The sequence below is a fragment of the Amycolatopsis ponsaeliensis genome (assembly GCF_030182635.1).
Taxonomy (GTDB): Bacteria; Actinomycetota; Actinomycetes; order Mycobacteriales; family Pseudonocardiaceae; genus Amycolatopsis; species Amycolatopsis ponsaeliensis.
The window spans coordinates 87,873-114,648 of the sequence record NZ_JAPZLD010000039.1 but is presented as its reverse complement, the minus strand read 5'-3'; the positions used below and the strand labels follow the sequence as shown (position 1 = coordinate 114,648).

Annotated in this window: 19 protein-coding genes; 2 read left to right on the top strand and 17 right to left on the bottom strand. The window is 68.9% G+C overall.

Annotation, left to right across the window (positions count from 1 at the left end):
- Nucleotides 1–115: 115 nt before the first annotated feature.
- The 3 genes from QQ657_RS41555 to QQ657_RS41545 form a co-directional block, all read right to left on the bottom strand.
- Nucleotides 116–1,972, bottom strand: a complete 1,857-nt coding sequence (locus tag QQ657_RS41555) for a hypothetical protein (RefSeq protein WP_284747851.1) — start codon at nt 1,970–1,972, stop codon at nt 116–118.
- A gap of 309 nt (nt 1,973–2,281) precedes the next feature.
- A complete protein-coding gene (locus QQ657_RS41550) occupies nt 2,282–2,923 on the bottom strand; it encodes a zinc ribbon domain-containing protein (protein WP_284747850.1) in 642 nt (213 codons plus the stop codon).
- A 61-nt stretch (nt 2,924–2,984) separates the two neighbouring features.
- Nucleotides 2,985–4,163: an MFS transporter gene (locus QQ657_RS41545; RefSeq protein ID WP_284747849.1), complete on the bottom strand. Its 1,179-nt coding sequence runs from the start codon at nt 4,161–4,163 to the stop codon at nt 2,985–2,987.
- 95 nt (nt 4,164–4,258) lie between these two features.
- On the opposite strand from QQ657_RS41545, the gene QQ657_RS41540 reads away from it, so the two are divergent.
- Nucleotides 4,259–4,765: an Lrp/AsnC family transcriptional regulator gene (locus tag QQ657_RS41540; protein WP_284747848.1), complete on the top strand. Its 507-nt coding sequence runs from the start codon at nt 4,259–4,261 to the stop codon at nt 4,763–4,765.
- 42 nt (nt 4,766–4,807) lie between these two features.
- A complete protein-coding gene (locus QQ657_RS41535; protein WP_284747847.1) occupies nt 4,808–5,608 on the top strand; it encodes a M15 family metallopeptidase in 801 nt (266 codons plus the stop codon).
- 43 nt (nt 5,609–5,651) lie between these two features.
- Here the strand turns inward: QQ657_RS41535 and QQ657_RS41530 are convergent, their stop codons facing one another.
- From QQ657_RS41530 to QQ657_RS41465, 14 genes are all read right to left on the bottom strand, one after another.
- Complete coding sequence (locus tag QQ657_RS41530; RefSeq protein ID WP_284747846.1) at nt 5,652–7,082, bottom strand: SpaA isopeptide-forming pilin-related protein; 1,431 nt, start codon at nt 7,080–7,082, stop codon at nt 5,652–5,654.
- Between the two features lie 199 nt (nt 7,083–7,281).
- On the bottom strand, nt 7,282–11,193 hold the full coding sequence (locus QQ657_RS41525; RefSeq protein ID WP_284747845.1) for a DNA-directed RNA polymerase subunit beta': 3,912 nt from the start codon (nt 11,191–11,193) through the stop codon (nt 7,282–7,284).
- Nucleotides 11,194–11,288: 95 nt separating this feature from the next.
- Nucleotides 11,289–14,792 (bottom strand): DNA-directed RNA polymerase subunit beta, encoded by a 3,504-nt coding sequence (rpoB, locus tag QQ657_RS41520; RefSeq protein ID WP_284747844.1) that lies wholly within the window; start codon nt 14,790–14,792, stop codon nt 11,289–11,291.
- 776 nt (nt 14,793–15,568) lie between these two features.
- Nucleotides 15,569–16,426 (bottom strand): ADP-ribosylglycohydrolase family protein, encoded by an 858-nt coding sequence (locus QQ657_RS41515; protein WP_284747843.1) that lies wholly within the window; start codon nt 16,424–16,426, stop codon nt 15,569–15,571.
- An 88-nt stretch (nt 16,427–16,514) separates the two neighbouring features.
- The gene (locus tag QQ657_RS41510) at nt 16,515–17,486 is read right to left on the bottom strand and encodes a hypothetical protein (RefSeq protein ID WP_284747854.1); all 972 of its coding nucleotides are present in this window, start codon (nt 17,484–17,486) and stop codon (nt 16,515–16,517) included.
- Nucleotides 17,487–17,574: 88 nt separating this feature from the next.
- A complete protein-coding gene (locus tag QQ657_RS41505; protein WP_284747842.1) occupies nt 17,575–18,171 on the bottom strand; it encodes a hypothetical protein in 597 nt (198 codons plus the stop codon).
- 36 nt (nt 18,172–18,207) lie between these two features.
- Nucleotides 18,208–19,473, bottom strand: a complete 1,266-nt coding sequence (locus tag QQ657_RS41500) for an MCE family protein (RefSeq protein ID WP_284747841.1) — start codon at nt 19,471–19,473, stop codon at nt 18,208–18,210.
- Nucleotides 19,473–20,651 carry an MCE family protein gene (locus QQ657_RS41495; RefSeq protein ID WP_284747840.1) on the bottom strand — a complete coding sequence of 393 codons (1,179 nt, stop codon included), beginning with the start codon at nt 20,649–20,651 and terminating at the stop codon, nt 19,473–19,475. The genes QQ657_RS41500 and QQ657_RS41495 overlap by 1 nt, the downstream gene beginning before the upstream one ends.
- Nucleotides 20,648–21,829: an MCE family protein gene (locus QQ657_RS41490; RefSeq protein WP_284747839.1), complete on the bottom strand. Its 1,182-nt coding sequence runs from the start codon at nt 21,827–21,829 to the stop codon at nt 20,648–20,650. Before QQ657_RS41490 ends, QQ657_RS41495 begins: the two co-directional genes overlap by 4 nt.
- The gene (locus tag QQ657_RS41485) at nt 21,826–22,812 is read right to left on the bottom strand and encodes an MCE family protein (RefSeq protein WP_284747838.1); all 987 of its coding nucleotides are present in this window, start codon (nt 22,810–22,812) and stop codon (nt 21,826–21,828) included. Before QQ657_RS41485 ends, QQ657_RS41490 begins: the two co-directional genes overlap by 4 nt.
- Nucleotides 22,809–23,837 (bottom strand): MCE family protein, encoded by a 1,029-nt coding sequence (locus QQ657_RS41480; RefSeq protein ID WP_284747837.1) that lies wholly within the window; start codon nt 23,835–23,837, stop codon nt 22,809–22,811. Before QQ657_RS41480 ends, QQ657_RS41485 begins: the two co-directional genes overlap by 4 nt.
- Nucleotides 23,834–25,159: an MCE family protein gene (locus QQ657_RS41475; RefSeq protein ID WP_284747836.1), complete on the bottom strand. Its 1,326-nt coding sequence runs from the start codon at nt 25,157–25,159 to the stop codon at nt 23,834–23,836. The genes QQ657_RS41480 and QQ657_RS41475 overlap by 4 nt, the downstream gene beginning before the upstream one ends.
- The gene (locus QQ657_RS41470; protein ID WP_284747835.1) at nt 25,156–25,992 is read right to left on the bottom strand and encodes an MlaE family ABC transporter permease; all 837 of its coding nucleotides are present in this window, start codon (nt 25,990–25,992) and stop codon (nt 25,156–25,158) included. The genes QQ657_RS41475 and QQ657_RS41470 overlap by 4 nt, the downstream gene beginning before the upstream one ends.
- Nucleotides 25,993–25,996: 4 nt before the next feature.
- Nucleotides 25,997–26,749 carry an MlaE family ABC transporter permease gene (locus QQ657_RS41465; protein ID WP_086675527.1) on the bottom strand — a complete coding sequence of 251 codons (753 nt, stop codon included), beginning with the start codon at nt 26,747–26,749 and terminating at the stop codon, nt 25,997–25,999.
- Between the last annotated feature and the right edge of the window lie 27 nt (nt 26,750–26,776).

The following is a 26,776-nucleotide window of genomic DNA, read 5'->3' as shown; positions in this document are numbered from 1 at the left end:
CACCGCTGGGGGGGCGGTGGGGGTGGTGGGGTCTCTCGCCCCCCCTCCCCCCCCGGGGGGGGGTCTGGCGATTCCTAACCGCACTCACCCCCCCCCCCCCCCCCCCCCACCGGGACTACTTGATGTCCGCGTCCGCGACCACGAACAGCTCGGAGTGCGGCTTGGCGTTGCCGAAGTCCCCGTGCGGCCACGACTTGCGGTTGAAGTTGATGCCGACCTGCCCGGTGAACTCGTCCCGGAAGTTCTGGTCGACCGCGACCTTCCCGTCCGGACCCAGGTTCAGCAGGTTGACCTTGTGGTCACCGTCCAAACCGGACCGCGCGACGAAGTAGTTCGACACCGCGAGGTGCTGCGGCGACGTGGTTTCGTGGTAGAAACCGTCGCTGCCGAGCGCCCAGTTGTCGTAGGCGCCCCAGTGCGGGCCCGCCCCCGGCGTGCCGGGGTTGACCGGGGCCGCGCCGACGACGGTCGGCAGGTCGCCGCCTCCGCCCTGCTGCGCCTTCGCCTTGGTGTCGACCCGGCCCTGGATGTCTTCGACCTTGTCGCCCGCGGCGAGCAGCTTCTGGATGTCGAGGACGTAGACGCCGCCGGTGGTGCCGGGGTCGTCGGCCGAGAGGGTGCCCTTCTGCCGCCCGACGATCGCGCGGTAGAGGTACTTGTCGTCCGGGCTGGTCTGGATCCAGCCGCCGTTGGAGCTGGCGCCGTTGGAGTCGTTGTTCGCGTAGATGGACTTGTTGGCGGCACCGTCGTCGAACACCTCGATCCAGTGCGGCTCGGCCGCGGTGATGTCCGGCGTGTAGAACACCGCGCCGCCCTGCATGGTCTGGGCGAACGCACCCTTGTGCCCCGGCAGGTTCGTCACCGTGGTCTCCATGACCGCGCGGCTCTCGGCGTGCAGCGGGTCGGCCGGATCGGCACGCGGGCCGTCCTGCAGGTACGACACCGACTTCAGCTTCGGGTGGTTGCGGTCGGAGATGTCCCAGGTCCGCACGGTCGGCCGGCGCAGGTACGGCGACGGCTGCTTCACCGGGTCGAGGATGATGTTGCGCGGCTCGGCGTAGTCGCTCGTGACGAGCGTGTTCAGGTCCTCGCGGGCCTGGATGCCGTGCGGGTTGGCGCACGTCGGCTTGCCCAGCTGCGGCAGGTTGTCGCAGAGCTTCTGGTTGTCGCCCTGCGGGGTCGCCGCCGGGGACTCCGACAGGACTTCGGCGTTCTGTCCGAAGTGGACGACCTCGCCGGGGCTGCCCGCGAAGCCGTTGCCGATCTGGGTGGAGCCGTCGGCGTAGGAGTGCGGGCCGGGCACGACCGGGCCGCCCATGTACGTGCCGTACGCGGTGCCGTCCTTGAGCACCCAGTAGGCGTCCGGGACGCTGCCGCCGAGGGTGTTCGTCGGGAGGCTGACGCCCTTGAGCTTCAGCTGCGGCAAGGCGCTGACGTCGAAGGCGTACGTCGCCGCGGCGAACAGCGCGCCCGCGTAGATGGTGTCGCCTTGGTGCCACACGTACTGCATGTGGTGCGGCTCGTTCTCGACCAGCGGCCCGACGGTGGCGGTGTTGACGACCTTGCCGTAGGTCGGCGATCCCTGCGTCGCGTCGATCACGGCGAGGAAGTCCGGGCCAGGCAAGGCGTTCTTGAGCTTGTTGAGGCCACCGCCGAGGGTGCCCGGCAAGTTCTTGACGTCCTTGACGAGCGTGTCGGCGATGTTCTCGTCACCGGCCCAGACGAGCAGCCATTTCTTGGGCGTGCCGCTCGCTGCCCGGCTCTGCGCGGCGAGATCCTTGCTCACCAGGTGGTTCTGCACCCAGTACTGCTTGCCGTCGGACGCGGTCTTCGCGTCGGTGACGGTCTGCACGTCGGCGTAGGCGCCGGTGGACGAACCGGTGTACGTGACGGCGCCGACCGCGAGAGCGAGCGCGGCGGCGCCGGTCACCACCTTTCGCCACCGGCCCGGGCGCGACGGAGTTGATCGCATGGTTCTCCCTGTTCTTCACCACGAACGGAAACCGTTGGGGCACAACGGAAATCTGACGTCAGCAGATCTGAACGGGATATTCGCGCCAAGCGGGCAAAGCGTCCAGCCGTGATCAAAGAATGAGACTCGCCCCAATCGGGTCAATCTCCCACGACGTGGGCCGATTTGACGGGACCCACTGCGCCGAATGGGTGAGTGAACGACGTGGGCCAACCGGCGGTGTCACGGTTGGTCACAATGGCGCAGCCCCGGCGCCTGAACGCCGGGGCTGCGAGTTACGAATTCGTTATGAAGTGCCGGGAACTTCGGTCAAATTTTGGCGCCACAGTCCGAGCAGAACAGCGCGCCGGGCTTGTTGCCCTCGCTCCCGCAGCCGCCGCAGCGGACCTTCAGCGCGAGCGAAGTCCCGCACGACGAGCAGAACTTCCCGCCTTCGGCCTTGAGGCCGCAGCCCGGGCAGGTGACCTTGGCCCGGGTGTCGAGGTCGAGGTCGGACGTCCAGTCCTTCTCGCGGGCCTTGTCCCAGATCTGGTCGCGCTGGGCCGACGCCTGCGCGCGCGAGATCTCCTCGGCGACGCTCGGCGAGCAGCGCAGGCACTGGCCGATCTCCTCGTTCCAGCACTGGTCGTGGCACATCCAGTCGCTGCAGCCACGGCACTGGCGGAAGCTCGGCGTGATCTCCTTGACCGCCGCCGCGAGCGCGCGGTCCTTCGCGGGCGAGTTGGTCGCGCGGTCGTAGCGCCACTGGTCGGCCGAGTTGCTCAGGTCCCGCAGCGTCCCGCCGAAGAACGAGCCGACCGTGCGAAGCACGCTTCGCCCGGTTTCCATGGTGTCGCGCTGGAACGCGGAACGGAACCCGTTCCCGCAGCGTTCGCAGCGGAACTCGAACTGGTACCCCTGCGTGTTCGAGAGGTCCGAGAAGTTGTCCGTGAAGGGCACAGAGTCAGCCACGGCCCATCTTCGCCAGCGCACCGCCACCACGGCGACGGAAGATTTGCCGACAACGGCCCGGCTACCGGCCGTCACGGGATACCAGCAGGGCCAACGGAAGCAGCGCCAGCACGCCGCCGACGACCGCGACGAGCGCGTATCCGCCGCCCGCAAACAGCTGTCCCGACCCCAAACCGGCCAAAGCGGACGCGGACCAGACCACCGCGTCGACCGTGCCCTGCATGCGGCTGCGCGTCTCGGGCGCGAGGTCGCGGCTCAGCTGCGCGCTGCCGCCGACGAACACCAGGTTCCAGCCGTACCCCAGCAGGAACAACGCGACCGGCAGGCCGGACGTGTGCGCGGTCGGCGCGGCGAGCGCGGTCGCCGTCGACAGCGCCAGGACGCCCAGCCCCGCGTTGATCGTGACGCGCGGGCCCCAGCGGTCGGCGATCCGGCCGGACAGCGGCGCCAGCGCGAACATGCCGAACAGGTGCGCGCTCAGCACCCAGCCGACGACGTCGAGACCGTGCCCGTGGTTCTCCAGCTGCAGCGGCGTCATGGTCATCACCGCGACCATCGTCAGCTGCGCGGCGACCATCGCGACCAGCGGCCGCGCGACGCCGGCCGGCCGCACCGGGGCGACCGCGGCCACCGGCTTCTCCGGCGGGAGCGGGACGTGCCGTGGCAGGAACGCGGCCGCCAGCGCGGCGCCCGCCGTGGCCAGCACCGCGACCGCGACCGGCCCGGACAGCGACGGCCAGCCGAACCCGGTGACGACGTCCGCCGCCGGGGCCATCAGCGCCGGTCCGGCGAGTGCACCGACCGTCCCGGCCCACACGACGTTCGACAGCGCGCGGCCCCGGCGTTCCTCCGGGTAGAGATCCGCGGCCAGGTACCGCGACAGCTGCGCGCCGCCGTTGCCGAGGCCGACCAGCAGGATGCCGAGCAGGAGCGGTACGAGCGACGTCGTCAGCGCGCCGGCGAACGCGATCGACGCGCCGGCCGCGGCGACGCCGTAGCCCGCGACCAGCACGCGGCGGCGGCCGTACACCGGCAGCAGCAGCCCCGCGCCGAACGCGCCGGCGGCCGTGCCGAGCACGTTCGCGACGCTCGGCAGCCCGCTCCAGCCCGGTCCGCTGCCCGCGGCGACGATCAGCGTCGCCGCGGTGCTCAGGCCGACCGTGGCCGTGTTGAGCAGTGCGACGCCGGCGAACAGCGCGCCCATCGACCGAGCCCGGCCGGTCACCGTGGAAGTCCCCATGACCAGCAACTTTAGGAACTCGCGCCGGTCTTTCGAAGGGGCGATCAACGGCAAATCCGTCGCCACGGCAGCGGTTCGGCAGGAAGATGGGGCCCATGACCTTCCGTTCGGAAAAGCCACTGGACGACGTCGACTGGCGGCTGCTCGACCTGCTGCAGGCCGACGGGCGGCTGTCGTTCAAGGAGCTGGGCCGGCGCATCAACCTCTCGGCGCCGGCGGTGGCCGAGCGGGTGCGGCGGCTGGAGGAGACCGGCGTGATCACCGGCTACCGCGCGCAGGTCGACGGGCGGCGCGCGGGCCAGCCGCTGCAGGCGTTCGTCGAGATGCGGTGCGCGCTGAGCAGCTGCCTGCTGAAGACGTCGAAGTCCGAGGACTACCCGGAGGTCGTCGAGATCCACCGGCTGTCCGGCGACCACTGCACGATGCTGAAGATCCGCGCGGCCTCGCTCGAGCACTTCGAAGGGCTGCTGGAACGGCTCGGCAAGCACGGCGAGCTGCGGTCGTCGGTGGTGCTGTCGACGCAGTTCGAGGGACGCCCGGTGCAGCCGCCTTCGGACGACTTCCTGCGCGCGACGACGTCGGAAGGCTGGGTTTCACCCTGAGCGGCGGCTGATCGTGGAGCGATTACCTGCTAGATGAGAGGTATGCCGATCTTGACTCGGAGGGTGCGTGCCCTGGCCGTCACCCTCACCACCTTGGCCACCCTCGCCGTCCCCGCCACCGCCACCGCCCAAGCCGCGCCGCCGGCCGCCCCCGCCGGGTTCGTCGCCCTCTCCGACGTCGCGCCGTCGATCCTGCAGGACATCCGCTACGCCACCCGGCACAACTTCGTCGGCCGGCGTATCGACGGCTACCTCGAACCCACCTGCATCCTGACCCGGCAGGCCGCCGAAGGCCTGCGGCAGGCCCAGGCTCGGTTGAGGCAGCAGGGCTACACCCTCAAGGTCTACGACTGCTACCGCCCGCAGCGCGCGGTCGACCACTTCGTGCGGTGGGCGAAGGACCTCGCCGACGAGAAGATGAAGGCCGAGTTCTACCCGAACGTCGCGAAGGACCGGCTGTTCGAAGAGGGGTACATCGCCGAGAAGTCCGGGCACAGCCGCGGCAGCACGATGGACCTGACCATCGTGAAGCTCCCGCCGCGGTTCCAACGCCCCTACTTCCCCGGCGAGCCGCTCGTGCCGTGCTTCGCGCCGCGGAACCAGCGCTTCCCCGACAACATGGTCGACATGGGCACCGGCTACGACTGCTTCGACCCGCTCGCCCACACCGACAACCCGGCGATCACCGGCGTCGCGCGGCAGAACCGCGACCTGCTGCGGGACACCATGATCGCGGCGGGCTTCCACAACCTGCCCGAGGAGTGGTGGCATTACACCCTCGACGGCGAGCCGTTCCCGGACACCTACTTCGACTTCCCGGTGTCGCGCCACAGCGTCCGCTGAAACGCAAAGCGCCCCGGTCCACTGTGGACCGGGGCGCTGCCCGTCACCGCGCGCAGTCCGCGGGGTTGACCGGCACCTCCGGTTGCGGCGCGTCCCCCTCTTCGGCGGCGATCCGGTACGCGGAGTGGTTCTCCGGCGGACCCTGGACCTCGATGCCCGTCGGGTTCTCGTACTTCGTCTTCCAGCCTGACGGCGTCAGGAAGTACAGCTGGTAGGCGGGCCCGGGAGCCACGTCCTCGAAGAGGAAGTGCCCGTTCTCGTCACTGGTGCGCCGGCCGGTGACCGGGCAGTGCCGGTCGGACACCAGCACAACCTCGGTTCCGGCCAGCCCCCGCGTCACCTCGCCCCGGTCGTCGATGACTCCGATGGTGCCCTCGACGACGGCCTTGCCGCCGGGCACGGCGGCTTCGACGCGGGCGTTCACGTGGTTCTCGATGTCGACTTCGCTGTACCCGAAGTCGCAGGCGGCAACGACCTTGCCGCGGTTGAGGGATGCCTGCGGCACCGTCTCGGACACGTCGAAGGTGCGCGTTTCGCCCGCGGCGATCGTCACGCCGCGATTCCACACGAGATCGCCCCAGCCGGGGCCGGTCCCGTTCAGAAGGTGGCCGTCACCGATGCGGTTGCACGCGGCCACGATGCCGATGAGCGGGGTAGTGCCCGAGTTGGCCAGCGTCACGGTGAGGTGCGCCAGGTCGCCCGGCTGGTAGGTGTCCTGCGTGAACGCCAACTGCGCGGTCAGCGCGCCGTTCAACGGCGGCGCGCCGCGGACGAGCAGGTCCGGGGTGTCCGGGTCGATCCGGACGGTCTGCCAGCGGACCAGCCAGCCGTCGACGACGTCACCGCCCAGGGTGTAGTCCCCCGCCGGGACGTCGAAGGTGAACTTCCCTTCGGCGTCGCTCGTGGCCGTGTAGTTCCTGGTGCCGGTGACGTACCGCAGGGTGAGCTCGGCGCCGGCGAGCGGTTCGCCGGCGTCGAGGACACCGTCGCCGTTCCGGTCCGCGTAAAAGACACCCGTCGCGCGGCCGGGCACCCTCGTGACCGGCACCCGGGAGTCGAACGACCCGACCCCGAAGCCGGTCTCGTCGAACACGGTGCCGCGCAGGGCCGTCGTGGTCTGCTCGGGGTCCCGGACCTGCCCGGACACCGTCAGCTCGAACGTCTGACCGGACTCGAGCGTCAACCCCGGCCGATTCTGGAGCACACCCCAGCCGCCGTAGGGAACGAACAGGTCGATCGGGTCGAAGTCCTGGAAAACCGTGAGCCCGGCTGCCCGGCCGGAGTTGTTGTTCGTCAGCTTGACCGTGGCACGAACCTCGTCGCCGGTCCCGTAGGACGGCTTGTCGAAAGTGACCGAAACGTCGATCCGGCCCCCGGCCGCTCCCGCCGGAGCCGCGAACGCACTGGTCAACGTAGCCATCGCCGTGACGAGCACGGCGAGCAGAACCGCCGCTCTTCGCCCGGCTGAACGCATGACAAATCGATTGGTCAAAGCAGTCTCCCCCTGCTACCCGCTGGAACGCGCAAAGCCCCCGAATCGCGCAGAACCACCTCACTGTAACCACAGCGGGCAAAAGGGGAACAGTGTCCGCGGCCGATTGGCCGGTTCCGGACACAACGGGAAAGGCCCCCACCGGAAACCCGGCAGGGGCCTTTCTCGTGGATCAGCTTCGTCAGCGGAAGTCGCGGCCGAAGTCGTAGTCGTCCAGCGGAACCGCGGCACCGGTGCCCGTACCGAACACGTCCGGGGTGTAGTAACCGTCGTCGTAGGACGGGATCGCGTACGCCGCGACCCGGGCCTCTTCCGTCGGCTGCACCTGGATGTTGCGGTACTTGTTGATGCCCGTACCGGCCGGGATCAGCTTACCGATGATCACGTTCTCCTTGAGGCCCACGAGCCGGTCCGAGCGGCCGTTGATGGCCGCGTCGGTCAGGACGCGCGTGGTCTCCTGGAACGACGCCGCCGACAGCCACGAGTCCGTGGTGAGCGACGCCTTCGTGATCCCCATCAGCACCGGACGACCCGAAGCCGGCTCGCCGCCTTCGGAAACCGTCGAGCGGTTGCGTGCCTCGAACTTGGTCCGCTCGGGCAGCTCGCCCGGCAGGAAGTCCGTGCCACCCGAATCGATGACCGTCACCCGGCGCAGCATCTGCCGGACGATGACCTCGATGTGCTTGTCGTGGATCGACACACCCTGGGCCCGGTACACCTTCTGGACCTCGTCGGTGAGGTGCATCTGCGCCTCACGCGGGCCCATCACGCGCAGGACCTCGTGCGGGTCCGGGGTGCCCTCGAGCAGCTGCTGCCCGACGTTGACGTGGTCACCGTCGCCCAGCGGGCCGTTCGGGGTGTTCGCGAGCCGCTGACGCTTGGACAGCTTGTCGAAGACGATCTCTTCGCCACCGTCGTCCGGGATCAGCGTGATCTTCCAGAACCGCTCGCTCTCCTCGATGCGCACGCGGCCATCGACGTCGGCGATCGGCGCCTTGCCCTTCGGGACACGAGCTTCGAAGAGCTCCTGCACACGGGGCAGACCGGTCGTGATGTCGTCACCGGCGACACCACCCTGGTGGAACGTACGCATCGTCAGCTGCGTACCCGGCTCACCGATCGACTGGGCCGCGACGATACCCACGGCCTCGCCGACGTCGACGAGCAGACCGGTCGCCATCGAGCGGCCGTAGCAGGTCGCGCAGATGCCGACGGCCGACTCGCAGGTCAGCACCGAGCGGACCTTGACCTTCGAGATGCCGCTGGAGATCAGCTTGTCGAGAGCCGGGTCGCCGATGTCGTCGCCGCCGTTGAGCACGACGTTGCCCTTGGCGTCCACCGCGTCCGTCGCGAGGTTCCGCGCGTACACGCTGGTCTCGACGTGCTGGTCGCGCAGCACCTTGCCGTCGCCGATGTCCTCGCCGATCGGCATCATGATGCCGCGGGTGGTGCCGCAGTCGACCTCGCGGACGATGACGTCCTGCGAGACGTCCACCAGACGACGGGTCAGGTAACCCGAGTCGGCGGTACGCAGCGCCGTGTCCGCCAGGCCCTTCCGGGCACCGTGCGTCGCGATGAAGTACTCCGCCACCGACAGGCCTTCACGGAAGTTGGCCTTGATCGGACGCGGGATGTACTCACCCTTCGGGTTCGACACCAGGCCACGCATGCCGGCCAGCGACCGGACCTGCGTCATGTTGCCCGCCGCACCCGACTTCACGATCATGGCGATCGGGTTGTCGTCCGGCAGCGCCGTCTCCATGATCTTGTGGACCTCTTCGGTGGCCTGCGTCCACACCTTGACGAGCTCGTTGTTGCGCTCGGTGTGCGACAGCTGACCACGCTGGTAGCGCTTCTCCACCTGGGAGGCCTTGCCCTCGTACTCGTCGAGGATGGCGGCCTTGCCCACCGGGGTGAGCACGTCCGAGATGGCGACGGTGACGCCCGAGCGGGTCGCCCAGTAGAACCCGGCGTCCTTCAGGCGGTCCAGGGTCTGCGCGACCTGGGTCATCGAGTACCGCTCGGCGAGGTCGTTCACGATCGCGGCCTGACGCTTCTTCGGCATCGGCTCGTTGATGAACGGGTAGTCCGCCGGCAGCAGCTCGTTGAACAGCACGCGGCCCAGGGTCGTCTCGGCCAGCCAGGTCTTGCCCGGCTCCCAGCCCTTTTCCGCGAGCCGCGCCTCGTCGGCCTTCGCCGGCTGACGGTCCGCGACGCGGATCTTGATCGGGGCGTGCAGGCCCAGCGCCTTGCGGTCGAAGGCCATGATGGCCTCGGCCGGCGAGGAGTACGCGCCGCCCGCGCCTTCGGCCTTCTCGTTGAGGCGGGTCAGGTGGAACAGGCCCGTCACCATGTCCAGTCGCGGCATGGCGAGCGGACGGCCCGACGCCGGCGACAGGATGTTGTTCGCCGACAGCATCAGGATCCGGGCCTCGGCCTGCGCCTCGGCCGACAGCGGCAGGTGCACCGCCATCTGGTCACCGTCGAAGTCCGCGTTGAACGCCTCGCAGACCAGCGGGTGCAGCTGGATGGCCTTGCCCTCGACCAGCTGCGGCTCGAAGGCCTGGATGCCGAGGCGGTGCAGCGTCGGCGCGCGGTTCAGCATCACCGGGTGGCCGGTGATGACCTCTTCCAGCACGTCCCACACCTGCGGCCGCGAGCGCTCCACCATCCGCTTGGCGGACTTGATGTTCTGCGCGTGGTTCAGGTCGACCAGCCGCTTCATGACGAACGGCTTGAACAGCTCGAGCGCCATGTCCTTCGGCAGGCCGCACTGGTGCAGCTTCAGCTGCGGGCCGACGATGATGACCGAACGGCCCGAGTAGTCGACGCGCTTGCCGAGCAGGTTCTGGCGGAACCGGCCCTGCTTGCCCTTGAGGAGGTCGGACAGCGACTTCAGCGGCCGGTTGCCCGGGCCGGTGACCGGACGCCCGCGGCGGCCGTTGTCGAACAGCGCGTCGACGGCCTCCTGCAGCATCCGCTTCTCGTTGTTGACGATGATCTCGGGCGCGCCGAGGTCGATCAGCCGCTTGAGGCGGTTGTTCCGGTTGATCACCCGGCGGTACAGGTCGTTCAGGTCGGAGGTCGCGAAGCGGCCACCGTCCAGCTGCACCATCGGGCGCAGGTCCGGCGGGATGACCGGGACGGCGTCGAGCACCATGCCGCGCGGGTCGTTGCCGGTGGCCTGGAACGCCGCGACGACCTTGAGCCGCTTCAGCGCGCGGAGCTTCTTCTGCCCCTTGCCGTTGCGGATCGTGTCGCGCAGGTTGTCGGCCTCGGCCGCGACGTCGAACTCGGTGGCCAGCTTCTGGATGGCCTCCGCGCCCATGCCGCCGGTGAAGTACTCGCCGTAGCGGTCGACGAGCTCGCGGTAGAGCAGCTCGTCGGCGATCAGCTGACGGGTGTCGAGCTTCGTGAAGGTCGTCCAGACCTCCTCGAGGCGGTCCAGCTCGCGACCGGCGCGGTCACGCAGCTGGCGCATCTCGCGCTCGCCGCCTTCCTTGACCTTGCGGCGGACGTCGGACTTGGCGCCCTCCGCCTCCAGCTCGGCCAGGTCGGCTTCCAGCTTCTGCGCGCGGGTCTCGATGTCCGCGTCACGCTTGGTCTCGAGGTTCTTGCGCTCGACGCCGATCTCGTTCTCGAGGGTCGGCAGGTCGTTGTGGCGCAGCTCCGTGTTCACGCCCGTGATGACGTAAGCAGCGAAGTAGATGATCTTTTCGAGGTCCTTCGGCGCCAGGTCCAGCAGGTAGCCCAGGCGGGACGGAACACCCTTGAAGTACCAGATGTGGGTGACCGGGGCGGCCAGCTCGATGTGGCCCATCCGCTCACGGCGCACCTTGGCGCGGGTCACCTCGACGCCGCAGCGCTCACAGATGATGCCCTTGAAGCGGACGCGCTTGTACTTGCCGCAGTAGCACTCCCAGTCCCGGGTCGGGCCGAAGATCTTCTCGCAGAAGAGGCCGTCCTTCTCGGGCTTGAGCGTGCGGTAGTTGATGGTCTCCGGCTTCTTCACCTCACCGAAGGACCACTGGCGGATGTCGTCAGCGGTGGCAAGGCCGATGCGGAGCTCATCGAAGAAATTGACGTCCAGCACGTCTTTGCATCCCCTTGGGGTTGATTCGACTAGAGGGGTTGGCGGGCGAGTGAGGAGGGCCTGCGGGAGGCCGGCCCTCCTCACTCAGCTCGCGATCAGTGCACGACGTCGTCCACCGAGGGCGACTCGTTGCGGGACAGGTTGATGCCGAGGTTCGCGGCAGCGCGCTCGAGGTCCTCGTCGTCGGAATCGCGCATCTCGATGGAGGAGCCGTCGCTGGAGAGCACCTCGACGTTGAGGCACAGCGACTGGAGCTCCTTGAGGAGCACCTTGAACGACTCCGGGATGCCCGGCTCGGGGATGTTCTCCCCCTTGACGATGGCCTCGTACACCTTGACGCGGCCGACCACGTCGTCCGACTTGATCGTCAGCAGCTCCTGCAGCGTGTAGGCAGCGCCGTACGCCTGCATCGCCCAGCACTCCATCTCACCGAAGCGCTGGCCACCGAACTGCGCCTTACCACCCAGCGGCTGCTGCGTGATCATCGAGTACGGGCCGGTGGAGCGAGCGTGGATCTTGTCGTCGACCAGGTGGTGGAGCTTCAGGATGTACATGTAGCCGACCGCGACCGGGTACGGGTACGGCTCGCCGGAGCGGCCGTCCAGCAGGGTCGCCTTGCCGTTCTCCTTGACCATGCGCTCGCCGTCGCGGTTGGGCTTGGTCGCCCCGAGCAGCCCGGTGAGCTCCTCTTCCTTCGCGCCGTCGAACACCGGGGTCGCGGTGTTCGTGCCGGGCGCGACGTCGTAGAGCTCCTCGTTGAGGTTCTTCGCCCAGTCCGGCTCGCCCTCGATCGTCCAGCCCTGCGAGGCCAGCCAGCCCAGGTGCAGCTCGAGGATCTGGCCGATGTTCATCCGTCGCGGCACACCGTGCGTGTTCAGGATGATGTCGACCGGAGTGCCGTCCTCCATGAACGGCATGTCCTCGACCGGCAGGATCTTGCCGATGACGCCCTTGTTGCCGTGGCGGCCGGCGAGCTTGTCGCCCGGCTGGATCTTGCGCTTCTGGGCCACGTAGACGCGGACCAGCTCGTTGACGCCCGGGGGCAGCTCGTCGTCGTCCTCGCGCGAGAACACGCGGATGCCGATGACCTTGCCGGTCTCGCCGTGCGGCACCTTCAGCGAGGTGTCGCGGACTTCGCGGGCCTTCTCACCGAAGATCGCGCGGAGCAGGCGCTCTTCCGGCGTCAGCTCGGTCTCGCCCTTCGGCGTGACCTTGCCGACCAGGATGTCGCCGTCGCGGACCTCGGCACCGATCCGGATGATGCCGCGCTCGTCGAGGTCGGCGAGCACCTCCTCGGAGACGTTCGGGATGTCCCGGGTGATCTCCTCGGCGCCCAGCTTGGTGTCGCGGGCGTCGATCTCGTGCTCCTCGATGTGGATCGACGTCAAGACGTCGTCCTGCACCAGGCGCTCGGAGAGGATGATCGCGTCCTCGTAGTTGTGGCCCTCCCACGGCATGACCGCGACGAGCAGGTTCTTGCCGAGCGCCATCTCACCGTTCTCGGTGGACGGGCCGTCGGCGATGACCTGACCCTGCTCGACCCGGTCGCCCTCGTTGACGATCGGGCGGTGGTTGAAGCAGGTGCCGTGGTTCGAGCGGCGGAACTTGTACAGTCCGTAGCTCTTCCGCGTGCCGTCGTCGTGCATGATCGTGATCAGGTCCGCCGAGAGCTCCTCGACGACACCGGACTGCTCGGCGACGAGCACGTCACCGGCGTCGACCGCGGCACGCAGCTCCACCCCGGTGCCGACGTACGGCGCCTGGTTGCGGAGCAGCGGCACGGCCTGGCGCTGCATGTTCGCACCCATCAGGGCGCGGTTCGCGTCGTCGTGCTCGAGGAACGGGATCATCGCCGTCGCGACCGAGACCATCTGCCGCGGCGAGACGTCCATGTAGTCGATGTCGAGCGGGTCGATCAGCTCGACCTCGCCGCCCTTGCGGCGGGCCATGACCCGGTCTTCGACGTAGGTGCCGTCTTCGGTGATCGGTGCGTTGGCCTGGGCCTTGACGTACCGGTCCTCTTCGTCCGCGGTCAGGTAGTCGACCTGGTCGGTGACCCGGCCCTCGACGACCTTGCGGTACGGCGTCTCGATGAAGCCGAACGGGTTGACCCGCGCGTAGGAGCAGAGCGAGCCGATCAGGCCGATGTTCGGGCCTTCCGGCGTCTCGATCGGGCACATCCGGCCGTAGTGCGACGGGTGGACGTCCCGGACCTCCATGCCGGCGCGCTCACGGGACAGACCACCCGGGCCGAGGGCCGACAGACGACGCTTGTGCGTCAGGCCCGACAGCGGGTTGTTCTGGTCCATGAACTGCGACAGCTGCGAGGTGCCGAAGAACTCCTTGATCGCCGCGCCGATCGGGCGGATGTTGATCAGGGTCTGCGGGGTGATCGCCTCGACGTCCTGCGTGGTCATGCGCTCACGCACGACTCGCTCGGTGCGCGACAGGCCGACCCGGATCTGGTTCTGGATCAGCTCGCCGACGGTGCGCAGGCGGCGGTTGCCGAAGTGGTCGATGTCGTCCGTCTCGACCGGGATCTCGGTGCCGTTCTGCGCATCGAGCTTGTCCTCGCCGGCGTGCAGCCGGACCAGGTACTCGATGGTCGTGACGATGTCCTCTTCGGTCAGCGTCCCGGTGTCGTAGGGCGTCGACAGGCCGAGCTTCTTGTTGACCTTGTACCGGCCGACCTTCGCCAGGTCGTAGCGCTTCGCCTTGAAGAACAGGTTCTCCAGCAGGGTCTGCGCGCTCTCCTTCGTGGGCGGCTCGCCCGGGCGCAGCTTGCGGTAGATGTCGAGCAGCGCCTCGTCGGTGCCGGCCGTGTGGTCCTTCTCGAGGGTCGCCAGCAGCGTCTCCGAGAAGGAGAAGCGCTCGCGGATCGCCTCGGTGGTCCAGCCCAGGGCCTTCAGCAGCACGGTGACCGGCTGGCGGCGCTTGCGGTCGATCCGGACGCCGACGGTGTCGCGCTTGTCGACGTCGAACTCGAGCCACGCGCCGCGGCTCGGGATCACGCGGACGCTGAAGACGTCCTTGTCGGTCGTCTTGTCGACGTCCTTCGAGTAGTAGACGCCCGGCGAGCGGACCAGCTGGGACACGACGACACGCTCGGTGCCGTTGATGATGAACGTGCCCTTGTCGGTCATGACCGGGAAGTCGCCCAGGAAGACCGTCTGGCTCTTGATCTCGCCCGTGTTGTTGTTGACGAACTCGGCCGTGACGAACAGCGGCGCGGCGTACGTCATGTCCTTGTCCTTGCACTCCTCGATCGAGGCCTTGACCTCGTCGAAGCGCGGGGCGGAGAAGGACAGGGACATCGAACCGGAGAAGTCTTCGATCGGGGAGATCTCGTTCAGGACCTCTTCCAGGCCGCCGACCGGGTTTTCTTCACCTTCTTCGACACGGCGTTCGAACCACGCTTCGTCCCCGGTGAACCACTGGAACGACTGGATCTGGACGTCGAGCAGGTTGGGGGTGTTGAGCGGTTCGCGAATCTTTGCGAAGGAAACCCGCTTGGGCGCGCCGGGGATTCCCGTGGACTCCGAGCGAGATTCAGCCGAGGTGGTCGCAGCAGTGGCCTGGTTCGCGGGAGAGACTGCCAAGATGCGTCCTTCCGGGGACAATGAGCGGTGACGGCCGCCATAGCAACAGCTATCAGCGACTGTCAAGGGTGCCGTGTGCCCACTATCCTAACTACCGGCTCCGGGCAGCCTGAAAGAGGGCAGCGCAAAGAGGCAGTCTAGCCCGAACGGCGCGGTCTGTCCAGGGGGCTCTCCCGATGGGGCCCAGCCTGCCTCGCGACGTCTTCAGGTATGCCTCCAGGCGAGCCGGTTGTCCCTCCCGCAAGGGCCGCCGGTTTCGCCGTTCGGGAGTAAGCGTGAACCCACCGGGCCCGAGAGTCAAGATGCCACACGGGGGTCCCGCCGGTTGGCGCAGCGTTGGAGAAGGTCAGCAGAGCGTGAGCGGCCGAATAGTCTTCCAGCTACTGGCTGGTAGCGCCAGTAAGAGGCGTTGGACCTGCGCCTTTTCCTCGTTTCGCACCCGCTCGCACCTGTGTTCCAGGCCACTTCGGACGGCACCGGTTCCGCCACCGGCGGCGTGTCGCGACGGTTTTCGGTAACCGGCCGGAGCCCTCTCGGGCGCCGCCACAGCTGCCCCACGCACCCCGCCCGCCTCAGCGGCTCGAAGGCATCCGGGGCGGCTCCCGGACCGGTTGCGGACGCGCCTCGCCGCCGCGCCCGCTCAGGACGCGGCGAGCCGGCCGGGGACGGGCTCACCGGCCGCGACCACGGACCCGCAGGCGCTAAGAGCGTCCCCGATCCGCTCCCCCGGCCGGCCGCACTCCCTCGTGTGGGCGACGCCGGCCACCGCAGCCCCCTCAGGACTCGGCGAGCCAGCCGGGAAGGGGCTCACAGGCCGCGCGCCAGCTCTCCGGGACCGTCGTGCCGTCCGCCGCGAGCACGCCGCCCACGATGGCGCCCACCGTGTCGACGTCCTCGGCCACCTGGGCCACCGTCCACAGGGCGTCGACGAAGCTGTCGCCGAAGCGGGCAGCGATCCACAGGGCCAGCGGGACCGTGTCGTGCGCGGCCAGCTCACGGCCCGCGCCCAGCTTGGCGGCGACCTCTCGCGCGTCGGAGAACTTCAGGGCCCACGTCAGCCCGTCGCGCACCCGGCCGGGCGGCACGAGCGGGATCACCCCGTCCAGCAGGTCCGCGCCGGCCAGCCCGGGTGACGCTGCCCGCAGCGCGGCCGCCGCCGCGACGGCCACCGCTCCCGCGACCCCGTCGAAGTGCGAGTGCGTGATCACCGCGGACAGCTCGGCCTGCCGCAGCGCCTGCGGCAGGTTGTCGCAGAACCACGCCCCCAGCGGCGCCACGCGCATCGCGCCGCCGTTGCCCCAGGAGCCCCGGCCGTTCCGCTCGGTGACCTCCTGCCACGACCGGCCGGCCTTGATCTGGTTCAGGCGCCACTCCGCCCCGGCGCCGTAGCCGCGGCCGGGGTCGAGGTGCTCGGCGAACGAGGCGGCGAGGACGCCCTGGTCGACGTGGCCGTGCCGCCGCAGGACGTCGACTACCGCGCAGGCCATTTCGGTGTCGTCGGTCCAGTTCCACGGCGCGGCCGGCAGCAGCCGGCCGGCGACGTCCGGGTGGTCTCCGGGCAGGAGGATCTGCGCGCCGAAGGCATCACCGACGGCAAGGCCGGCGAGGCTGGCGTACGCCTGTTCGAATCCCATCGGCCCAGCGTAGCCGCGGCACTACCGCCCGCTGCCCCTCACGGGCGCCCCGGCGTCGACGAGCGGCACCGCCCGTCGCCCGGCGGCACTACTTGGACGGGGACGCCGGCGGGGCCGAGGACGCCGGGGCCTGGGTGGCCGCCGGGACCTTGGGCGCGTTGTACGTGTCCATGTCCGTGATCTTCCACTTGTCGCCCTGGAGCTGGGCGTTCAGGTGGAGCTGGGCGGTACCCGCGGTCGTCTTCTTCGTGTCCGTGCGGGTCGAGGTCTGGTCGACGAAGACCATCACCTTCGCCAGGTCGCCGTTGAGCATGATCACCGCGGCGCGCGTCACCTTGCAGGTCACGACCATCTTCTGCGTCGGCGCGAGGCGCTTCACCTCGCCCATCAGCGAGTTGTACTTGTTCTTGACGTCGTCGTTGGCGAGCAGGTCGTTCGCCGCGTCCTCGGTCTTCTTGATGTTGTTGAAGTCGTAGGAGAACAGCGCCTCGGCCGCCTTCGACACGGCGTCCTTGACCTGCGCGGTCTTCGCGACGTCCAGCAGCGCGGTGTTGCTGGTCGCCTGCGACACGGCGACCTCTTCGGACTTGAACCAGTACGCCAGGCCGCCCAGGATCAGCGCGACGAGCACCAGCGCGCCGGCGACCACGTACGGCCGCTGCACCGTCGAGCCCGCGGGCTTCGCCGGCTCGTGGTCGGTGTCCGAAACCGGGACCTCGTCGAAGTCGGTCGGCTTCGCGATCCCCGTGTCGCGCTTCTTCCGCCGCGGGGCCGGGCGCGCCGGAGCGTCCTCGAGCTCGCCGGTCAGGGCGTCGGCCTTCGGCTCGTCGTCGGTGTCGACCGCCGCGAACACCGCCGTGTCCTCGGCGGACGGCGCGGTGTCCGCGTCGAGCTGCCCGTTCGAGGCCTCGAACGGCTCCGCGGGCTTGGCGGCCGGGCGCGGCACCGGTCGCGGCGCGGGCCGGGGCCGGGGCTTGCGCGGCTCGGCCGGCACCGCGGGGAGCTGACCGGTCCGCTCCGCGGCGGACTCGTCCGCCGCGGGCTTGCGCAGACCGGCCACACGGGGCCGGCGCGACGGCGGCGGAGTGCTGCTGCTGCGAGGCGGCTGGCGGCGGGAGGGGGGCACTACGAGCTCCTTCTGCGTGACGCTACTGGCCGGCCGCGACGAGCGGGACGCTGTCGATGCCGGACAGCTTCCAGTCTTCGCCCACGCGGGTCATCGACACCTCGAGGCGCAGCGGCTTCGCGCTGCTCTTGTCACCCTGGGTGACGGTCGTGGCGATGGCGGCGAGGAAGCTGGCCTTGCCTTCGTGGTCGTCCAGCTCCTCGACGGCGATGTCCTGGACGTCCGTGCTGACCTTCGTCTTGGCGTCGGCGAGCGCCTTGCGGAACGTCGGCGCCGACTGGTCGATCTGCTGCGACATCTTGTCGTCCGACACCGACTTCTGCCGGGCGAAGAAGCCGTCCAGGTCCGTGTAGTCGACCTCGGTGTAGGCCTTCAGCGCGTTGGTACCCGCTTTGACCACGGCCTCGCGCGAGGCCGCCAGGCCGGCGTTGTCGTCGTTCGCCGCCACCCACCACTGGACGCCGAAGATCGCCGCCGCGATCAGCGCGGCCAGGGCCAGCGCCGCGGCGCCGAGCACCAGGATCCGCGTGGACGACGGCTCCTTCGACGGCGTCTCGTCGGCCGCAGGGGCCGCTTCGGGCTCCTTCACCGCCACGTCGGCCGGCTCGTCCGAACTCATAGCACTCCAGGGTAGGTAACGGTCATCAAATCCACGTCAGGCGAGGCCGAGCAGTGAACCCAGGCTGTTCAGGCTGACGCCGGGGCTGCCGACGATGCCCGGGACGCCCCGGCTGTCCCGCTCCTCGGCCAGCTCCTCCGCGGGCCGGTTCGCGTTCGCCGACACGTCGCTCGCCGACGGCGCGACCGGCACCCCGCCGTACGGCGCGTTCTGCGCGCCCCGCACGTTGATCGGGCTGCCCTTCGGTTCGGCACAGTACGCGTCCTCCTTCGCCGCCTTCGGCGAAGTGTCGGCTCCGGTGCGGTACTGCGAGTACGGCAGGTACCCCTTGGTGCACGACGGCGGGTTGAAGAGGTTGAGCACCAGGCCGAGGTGCGCGGTGCCGTCGCCGGGCGCCACGCTGCTCGCCGCGCCGGCCAGCGCCGGGTAGGTGACCAGGCCCTGCTCGATGCCGTCGAGCCGGGTCACGGTCAGGTTCGCCGTGGTGAGCAGGTTCGCCGTCAGCGCGCCGAGGCCCGGGCCGGACTCCCGCAGCACCTGGCTGATCTGCGTCGCCACCTGCGGCGTGATGCCGATGAGCTTGCGCAGGTCGCCGTCGGAGTTCTTCAGGGTGCCGGTGAGCTCGTTGAGGCTCTTGCTGAACGACGCGAAGTTCTCGGCCTCGTCGTTCTGCGTGTCCAGCACCTTGCCGCCCTGGTCGAGCAGCTGGATCGTCTGCGGCAGGTACTCCTGCGCGGTCGTGGTGAAGCTGCGCGCGGTGTCCAGGAGCTTCTGCAGGTCGCCGCCGGTGCCGCGGAAGGCGTCGTAGGACTCGTCGACGACCGTGCGCAGCGAGTCGACCGGGACCGACGCGGCGAGCGTGTCGAGGTCGCCGATCAGCCGCTCGGTGCTGACCGGGGTGGTCGTCTTCGACGCCGGGATCACCGAGCCGGCCGCCAGGTACGGGCCCTTGTCGGCTTTCGGCTTGAGGTCGACGTACTGCTCGCCGACGGCCGACCGGTTGGCGACGACCGCGTCGAGGTCCGACGGCACCTGCGGCGCCGACGGGTCGATGTTCAGGTCGGCTTCGAGCCCGGTCGGGGTCAGCCGCATCTCGCCGACCCGGCCGATGTTGTAGCCGCGGTAGGTGACTTCGGCGTTGGTGAAGATGCCGCCCGACTCGTTGAGCTGCAGCTTCACCGTGTAGCCGCTGTTCCCGAACACGGTGCCGAGCCCGGCGAACCGGATCAGCGCGTAGACGATCGCGACGATGGAAATGACCGCGAAGGCGATCAACTGGATCTTCGTCCGGCGAACCAGCATCAGCCCGCACCTCCCGGCAGGAGCCCGAAGAGGTTGCCGAGCCCCGGCTTCGACTGCCCGGACTGCGGCTGGCCGCTCTCCCCGGGGATCGGCAGCGGCGGATTGCCCGACGCTCCCTCGGTGCCGCCGGTCAGCCCGGCCAGCGGCAGCTGCCCGGACAGGATGTTCTGGCGGCTGTTGCCCAAGTTCTCCACGACGGTCTTCAGGTTCAGGTCCACCTTCGCGAACAGGTTGAAGTAGTCGCCCTTGACGTCGTTGACGGCCTGGTCGCTGAACGGGAACGTCAGCAGGATCTGCAGGGCCTTCGGCAGGTCGTTGCCCGCCTCGCCGAGCTTCTGCAGCGTCGGCGTCAGCGCCTTCAGGTCGGCGACGAGGTCCTTCTGCGACCGGTTGACCGTGTCGGTGGCGACACCGGAGAGGTTGTCCAGCGCCTGCAGCATCGTGACCAGCTGGCCGCGCTGCTGCTCCAGCACGCCGAGGCCGGGGCCGAGGTTGTCGACCGCGCCGACGAGCTTGTCCTTCTGGCCGTTCAGGGTCGAGGACAGCCGGTTCAGCCCGTCGATGGCCCGGGTGATGTTGCGCGACTGCTGGTCGAGGTTCGTGACCAGCTGGTTCGCGTTGTCCAGCAGCGCCTTGATGTCCGGCTCGCGGCCGGACGTGGCGTTGTTGAGCTCCTTGGTGATGGTGTTGAGCTGGTCGACGCCACCACCGTTGAGCAGCAGCGACAGCGCGCCGAGCAGCTCTTCGACCTCGACGCTGCGGTTGGTACGGGCCAGCGGGATGGTCGCGTTGTCGGCGAGCTTGCCCTGGGCCTGGTCGTCACCGGGCGAGGCCAGCTCGACGTACTTCTCGCCGAGCAGGCTCGACTGCTTCACGTTGGCGATCGCGTTGGCCGGCAGCTTGATGTCGCCGTTGACCCGCAGCGTGACCAGCGCGTGCCAGCCGTCCTTGGTGAGCCCGACGTTCTCGACGCGGCCGATCGGCACCTCGTCGACCTTCACCCCGGCCTGCGGGGTCAGGTCGAGCACGTCCCGGAACTCGACGTTCACCGTGTACGGGTGGTCGCCGAGGTCGGCGCCACCGGGCAGCGGCAGGTCGTAGATGCCGTTGAACGCGCAGCCGGACAGCGTCAGCGCGGACACGGTCGCGAGTGCCCCGACGGACAGGAGCTTCCTCACTGGCCACCTCCGTAGAGCTGCCCGGCGATGGGCAGCGGCAGCGGCGGCAGCTGGCCCGCCTGGAGCGCCTGGACCGTCTGCGCCACGGACGGCAGCGGGATCACCTTGTCGACCACGCCGGCGATGCCCTCGCAGGCGCTGCCGAGCACGTCCGGAATGCCCTTGCCGGCCTGCTTGAGCAGGCGGCAGATCATCACCAGCGGCGGCTGGGTCAGCTCGTTGAGGTTCGGCCGGGCGTCGAGCGTGCCGGACGAGCCGTTGTACGTGTTGACCAGGTTGCTCAGGCCGACCGGCGCGACGTCGAGGATCTCGGCGAGCGAGCTGCGCTGGTCGACGAGCACCTTGGTGATGCCGGCCAGCTTGTCCACGTTGGACTTGAGCCGGTCGTGGTTCTGGTCGATGAACGCCTGCACCGAGGTGAGCGTGGTGCCCAGCTGCTGCACGGTCGCGGCCAGGTTGTCCTTTTCGGACGCCAGGTAGCCGCTGACGTCGGCGAGCTGGCTCTCGAAGCTGCGGACCTGCTTGTCGCTGTCGGCCAGCGTCTGCGAGAACTTGCCGAGGTTCTCCACGGTGGAGAACAGGTCGTCCTTGTTGCCCGACAGCGTCCCGGCCGCCTGGCCGAGCTTGGTGATCGTGTCGTGCAGGGCCTGGCCGTTGCCGTCGACGTTGGCCGCCGCGGTGTTCAGCAGGTTCGACAGCGACCCGTTCTTGTTGGCGCCGTTCGGGCCGAGGGTCTCGCTGACCCGGGCCAGGCTGGACGCCAGCTGGTCGACCTCGAGGGGCACCTCGGTGCGGTCGAGGCCGATGACCGCGCCGTCGGAGATCCGCGGGCCGCCGGTGTAGGCCGGGGCGAGCTGGACGTAGCGGTCCGACACCAGCGACGGCGCCACGATGAGCGCCTTGGCGTCGGCCGGGACGGCGACCGAGCGGTCGTACTCGAACTCGACCTTCACCTGGTTGCCCATGGGCTGGATCTTGGTGACCGTGCCCATGTCGACGCCGAGCATCCGCACGCTGTTGCCCTCGTACAGGCCGACAGCGCCGGCGAAGTACGCGGTCAGGTGGTTGCGGCCGGCGTCCTTGAGGGTCCACCAGATCCCGCCGGCGACGACGAGCGCGAGGACGATCGCGATGGTGAAGCCCCGGGTCAGGGCCTGGCCGAAGCGGGTGTCACTCATTTCGTGTAGCACCCCTCTTCGTTGATCGGGCCGAACGACGGCAGCACCAGGCCGCAGATGTAGTTGTCGAACCAGCGGCCGTTGCCGATGGTGTTGGTGAAGACGCGGATGAACGGCGCGAACTTCGCGATGCCCTGGGCCAGCGAGTCCTGGTTGCGCTGCAGCATCGACGTCAGCTGGTCCAGCGACGTGAGCACCGGGTCGAGCTGCTTGCCGTTGTCGTCGATCAGGCCCTGCAGCTGCGTCGCCAGCTCGCGGGAGCCGTTCAGCAGCGACGTGATCGCGTCTTCGCGCTTCGAGAGCTCGTCGAGCAGCTTGTTGCCGTCGGTGAGCAGCTTCTGCACCTCGGCGTCGCGGTCGACCAGCGTCTGCGACACCTCGCGGGTGTTGGCCAGCAGGTTCGACAGCTGCGTGTCGCGCGAGGCGATCGTGTCCGACAGCTTCGACAGCCCGGACAGCGCGCCCTTCACGTCTTCCGGCGTGTTCGCGAAGGTCTGCGAGATGGTGTCGAAGCTCTGCGCCAGCTGCTTGGTGTCGATGTTGTCGACGGTCTGCGAGAGCCCGCGGAACGCGTCGAGCACGTCGTAGGGGGCCATCGTGCGGTCCCGCGGGATCCCGGTGCCCGGGTTCAGCGAGCCCTCGCCCTGCGGGTCCAGCGACAGGTACTTCTGGCCCAGCAGCGTCTTGATCTTGATCGCGGCGCTGGTCCGGTCGCCCAGCCAGGCGTCCTTGACCTTGAACGACACCTTGACCGACGCGCCGTCGAGCTCGATGTCGCTGACCTTGCCGACCTTGACGCCGGCGATCCGGACGTCGTTGTCCTTCTGCAGCCCGGAGGCCTCGCTGAACTCGGCGGAGTACGTCGTGCCGCCGCCGATCACCGGCAGGTCGTCGGAGTTCAGCGCGGCGATGAAACCGAGGGCCAGTACGGCGATGCCGACCAGCGCGATCGGGACGGGGTTGCGCTTCTGGAAGGACTTCATCCCTTGCACCTCTCCCGGTTGAGAGGCACCAGCGGGATCGGCACGTCGTTGATCAGTGGGGGCAAGCTGACGCTCCCGGAGAACTCGCAGGCGTAGAAGTTGAACCAGGAGCCGTAGTCCGCGGTGCGGGTCAGCGTGCTCACCTTGGTCGGCAGGAACTGGATGAAGTGCTCCAGCTCCGGCTCGTTCTTGTTGAGCTGGTCCGTGAGGTTCCCGAGAGCGCTGATGTCGTTCTTCAGCGGCTCCCGGACGTCACCCAGCAGGCCGGACGTCGTCTCGGCCAGGTTGCCGAGGCTCTCGATCGCGTCGCCGATCGGCTTGCGGTCCGCGGCCAGCCCGGACACCAGCTGCTGCAGCTTGACGATCAGGTCGTTGAGCTGCGGGGTGTGCGCGTTGACCGTGTCGAGCACCGAGTTGAGGTTGTCGATGACCTGGCCGATCACCTGGTCCTTGTCGGCGATCGTGGTGGCCAGCGACGCCGTGTGCGACAGCAGGCTCTCCACGGTGCCGCCCTCGCCCTGCAGGACCTGGATGACCTCGTACGACAGCTTGTTGACGTCGTCCGGGTTGAGGGCGGTGAACAGCGGCTTGAAGCCGTTGAACAGCTCGGTCAGGTCCAGCGCCGGCGTCGTCCGCTGCAGCGGGATGGTGCCGCCGGGGCTGAGCGTCTTGCCGGAGGAGTCGTCGCCTTCGCCGAGCGAGACGTAGCGCTGGCCGACCAGGTTGCGGAACTTGATCTGCGCGGTCACCCCGGCCGGCAGCTGCCGGCCGGAGTCGACCTCGAACTCGACCTCGGCCTGGCGCTTGTCGACGATCTTGACGTCCTTGACCTGCCCGACGCGGACGCCGGCGATGCGGACGTCGTCGTTGGGCAGCAGCAGCGTCGCGTCGGTGAAGCGCGCCTTGTAGGCGTTGGTGCTGGTGGTGTTGATGTTGGCGATGCTGATCCCGAGGATCGTCGTGAACAGCACGGTGACGACCACGAAGATGCCGAGCTTGATCAGCGGCGCGAGCAGGCCCCTCACTTCACCGTCACCTCCGCCCCGCGGTAGAGCGGTCCGACGAGCAGCGAGCTCCAGCCCGGCACGTCGGCGGAGTTCATGCCCAGCTGCGGCCCGAGGAGGTCGGCCAGGAAGCCCTGCTCCGCCGGCGAGTACGCCAGGTCGCCGCCGCTACCGTTGCCGCCGGCCGCGTCGGCCTTGAACTTGGCCGGGTTGAGGCCCTCGCCGACGGTCTTCGGCGCGGTCTGGTGCTTCGTGCCGTCCTGGAAGGCGCCGTCCGGCGGCTCCGAGGGGAACGGGTTCGGCAGCTTGTCCGCGTCGTAGCACCGCGGGCCGCGCTTGTCGTCGAACCGCGGCTCTTCCTTGCCCGCTTGGTACGGCCCGCGCGGGACGATGATCTCGATCGTCGCGTGCAGGCCGGGCTGGTCGGTGCCCTTGCCCAGCGCCTGGTCGATCAGCGGGACGTTCTTGGCCATCTGGGAGATCACGCAGGGGTACTCCGGCGCGTACTTCGCCAGCAGCTCGGCCGTGGGCCGGGCGGTGTCGGCGAGGGAGATGATGTTGTCCTTGTTGTTCTGCAGGAACGTCTGCAGGTCCACCGAAGCCTGGGTCAGGCTGCCGTAGAGGTTCGACAGGTTCTGCTGCTGGTCGACCACGGTCCGGGTGGTCGTGCTCAGGTTGTCGAGGCTCTGCACCAGGTCGGGCGCGGCGTCCTTGAGGTGGTCGGAGAACTCCGCGAGCGCCTTCAGGTTGTGCTGCAGCTCCGGCTCGTGCGGGTTCAGCTCGCCGATGTAGGTGCCCAGCTGCGTGAGCGTGTCGCCGAGCTGGTCGCCGCGGCCCTGCAGGGCGGTCGAGATCGCGGTGAGCGTCGCCGACAGCTTCTGCGGCTGCACCGCCTGCAGCACCGGCATCAGGTGCTCGAACGCCTGGTCCAGCTCGACGGCGCTCGACGTGCGGTCCTGCGGGATCACGTCGCCGCTGGCCAGGGTCTTGGCCGACGGGTCCTTCGGGATCTCCAGCGAGACGAACCGCTCGCCGAAGAGCGTCTTCGGCAGGAACCGCGCCGAGACGTTCTCCGGGATCAGCTTCACCGACTCCGGGTTGAGCGCGAGCGTGAGCTCCGCCCCCTTGTCGGTGGCGACGATGTCCTGGACCGAGCCGACGATCAGCCCGCGCACCTTGACGTCGGACTGCTTGATCAGCTGGTTGCCGATCTTGTCGGCCTGCAGCTTGACCGTGACGACGGGCGTGAACGCCTTGTCGTAGAGCGCGATGGACAGCGCCACCCCGCCGACCATCACGGCGATGAGCAGCAGGCCGAGCAGCCTGCGTCGGAGCGTCCTCATCCCGCGATCCTTACCGTGACGTCGGTTCCCCAGATGGCGAACCCGATGAAGAAGTTCATGATCGACACCGTGACGATGGACAGGCGCACGGCCTTGCCGACGGCGACGCCGACACCGGCCGGGCCGCCCGTCGCCCGGTACCCGAAGTAGCAGTGCGACAGGATGATCAAGACGCTGAAGATCAGCACCTTGATGAACGAATAGAGCACGTCCTGCGGTGGTAAGAACAGGTCGAAGTAATGGTCGTAGGTGCCGGCCGACTGGTTGTAGATGTAGATGACGACCAGTCGTGACGCGAGGTACGAGCTCAGCAGGCCGATGATGTAGAGCGGGATGACCGCCACGAACCCGGCGATGATCCGCGTCGTCACCAGGTACGGCAGGCTCGGCACGCCCATGACTTCGAGCGCGTCGATCTCCTCGGAGATCCGCATCGCACCCAGCTGCGCCGTGAAGCCGGCGCCGACGGTGGCGCTCAGGGCGAGGCCGGCGACCAGCGGGGCGATCTCGCGCGTGTTGAAGAACGCCGTCAGGAAGCCGGTGAAGGCCGACGTCCCGATCGAGTTCAGCGCCGAGTAGCCCTGGAGGCCGACGAGGACACCGGTGAACAGCGTCAGGCCGACCATCACGCCGACCGTGCCGCCGATGACCGCGAGCGAGCCGGAACCGAAGCTCACCTCGGCGAGCAGCCGGAGGACTTCCTTCGTGTAGCGGCGCAGCGTCCGCGGCGTCCACAGCAGCGCACGGCCGTAGAACGACATCTGGTCGCCGAGCGTGTCCAGCGTCTGGAGGGGTCGGTTGGCGACGCGTTTCGCGCCCTGGAGGAACGTCATGGCGCTAGTCCAGCTTTCCGGGCACGATCTGCAGGTAGATCAGGGTGATCACGAAGTTCACGACGAACAGCATGAGGAACGTGATGACCACCGACTGGTTCACCGCGTCCCCGACGCCCTTCGGGCCGCCGGAGGGGTTGAGACCCCGGTAGGACGCGACGACGGCGGCGATGAACCCGAAGATCAGCGCCTTGAGCTCACCGACCCAGAGGTCGGGCAGCTGCGCGAGGGCGGAGAAGCTCGCCAGGTACGCACCCGGCGTCCCGCCCTGCAGCACGACGTTGAAGAAGTAGCCGCCCAGCACGCCGATGACGCTGACCATGCCGTTGAGCAGCAGCGCGACGAGCATCATCGCGAGGGTGCGCGGCACGATCAGCCGCTGCACCGCGGAGACGCCGAGCACCTCCATCGCGGCGATCTCTTCGCGGATGGTCCGCGCCCCGATGTCGGCGCAGACGGCGGAGCCGCCCGCACCCGCCACCAGCAGCGCGGTGACCAGTGGACTGGCCTGCTGCACGGTGGCGAGCACGGAGCCCGCGCCGGTGTAGGACTGCGCGCCCAGCTGACGGGCGAGCGAACCGAACTGCAGCGAGATGACCGCGCCGAACGGGATCGCCACGAGGGCCGTCGGCAGGATCGTCACGCTCGCGATGAACCACGACTGCTGGATGAACTCCCGCAGCTGGAACGGGCGCTGGAACAGGCCTCGGATGATGTCCAGGCCGAGAGCGAACAGGTTCCCGGTTTCGCGGAGCATGCCGATCCCGGGGATCTTCGCCTGTGT

Excerpts from the sequence above, each read along its gene's own strand:
- QQ657_RS41555 (WP_284747851.1), bottom strand. The coding sequence starts at position 1,972 with ATGCGATCAACTCCGTCGCGCCCGGGCCGGTGGCGAAAGGTGGTGACC.
- QQ657_RS41545 (WP_284747849.1), bottom strand. The coding sequence starts at position 4,163 with ATGGGGACTTCCACGGTGACCGGCCGGGCTCGGTCGATGGGCGCGCTG.
- QQ657_RS41540 (WP_284747848.1), top strand. The coding sequence starts at position 4,259 with ATGACCTTCCGTTCGGAAAAGCCACTGGACGACGTCGACTGGCGGCTG.
- QQ657_RS41535 (WP_284747847.1), top strand. The coding sequence starts at position 4,808 with ATGCCGATCTTGACTCGGAGGGTGCGTGCCCTGGCCGTCACCCTCACC.
- QQ657_RS41530 (WP_284747846.1), bottom strand. The coding sequence starts at position 7,082 with ATGCGTTCAGCCGGGCGAAGAGCGGCGGTTCTGCTCGCCGTGCTCGTC.
- QQ657_RS41515 (WP_284747843.1), bottom strand. The coding sequence starts at position 16,426 with ATGGGATTCGAACAGGCGTACGCCAGCCTCGCCGGCCTTGCCGTCGGT.
- QQ657_RS41505 (WP_284747842.1), bottom strand. The coding sequence starts at position 18,171 with ATGAGTTCGGACGAGCCGGCCGACGTGGCGGTGAAGGAGCCCGAAGCG.
- QQ657_RS41500 (WP_284747841.1), bottom strand. The coding sequence starts at position 19,473 with ATGCTGGTTCGCCGGACGAAGATCCAGTTGATCGCCTTCGCGGTCATT.
- QQ657_RS41490 (WP_284747839.1), bottom strand. The coding sequence starts at position 21,829 with ATGAGTGACACCCGCTTCGGCCAGGCCCTGACCCGGGGCTTCACCATC.
- QQ657_RS41485 (WP_284747838.1), bottom strand. The coding sequence starts at position 22,812 with ATGAAGTCCTTCCAGAAGCGCAACCCCGTCCCGATCGCGCTGGTCGGC.
- QQ657_RS41475 (WP_284747836.1), bottom strand. The coding sequence starts at position 25,159 with ATGAGGACGCTCCGACGCAGGCTGCTCGGCCTGCTGCTCATCGCCGTG.
- QQ657_RS41470 (WP_284747835.1), bottom strand. The coding sequence starts at position 25,992 with ATGACGTTCCTCCAGGGCGCGAAACGCGTCGCCAACCGACCCCTCCAG.
- QQ657_RS41465 (WP_086675527.1), bottom strand. The coding sequence starts at position 26,749 with ATGCTCCGCGAAACCGGGAACCTGTTCGCTCTCGGCCTGGACATCATC.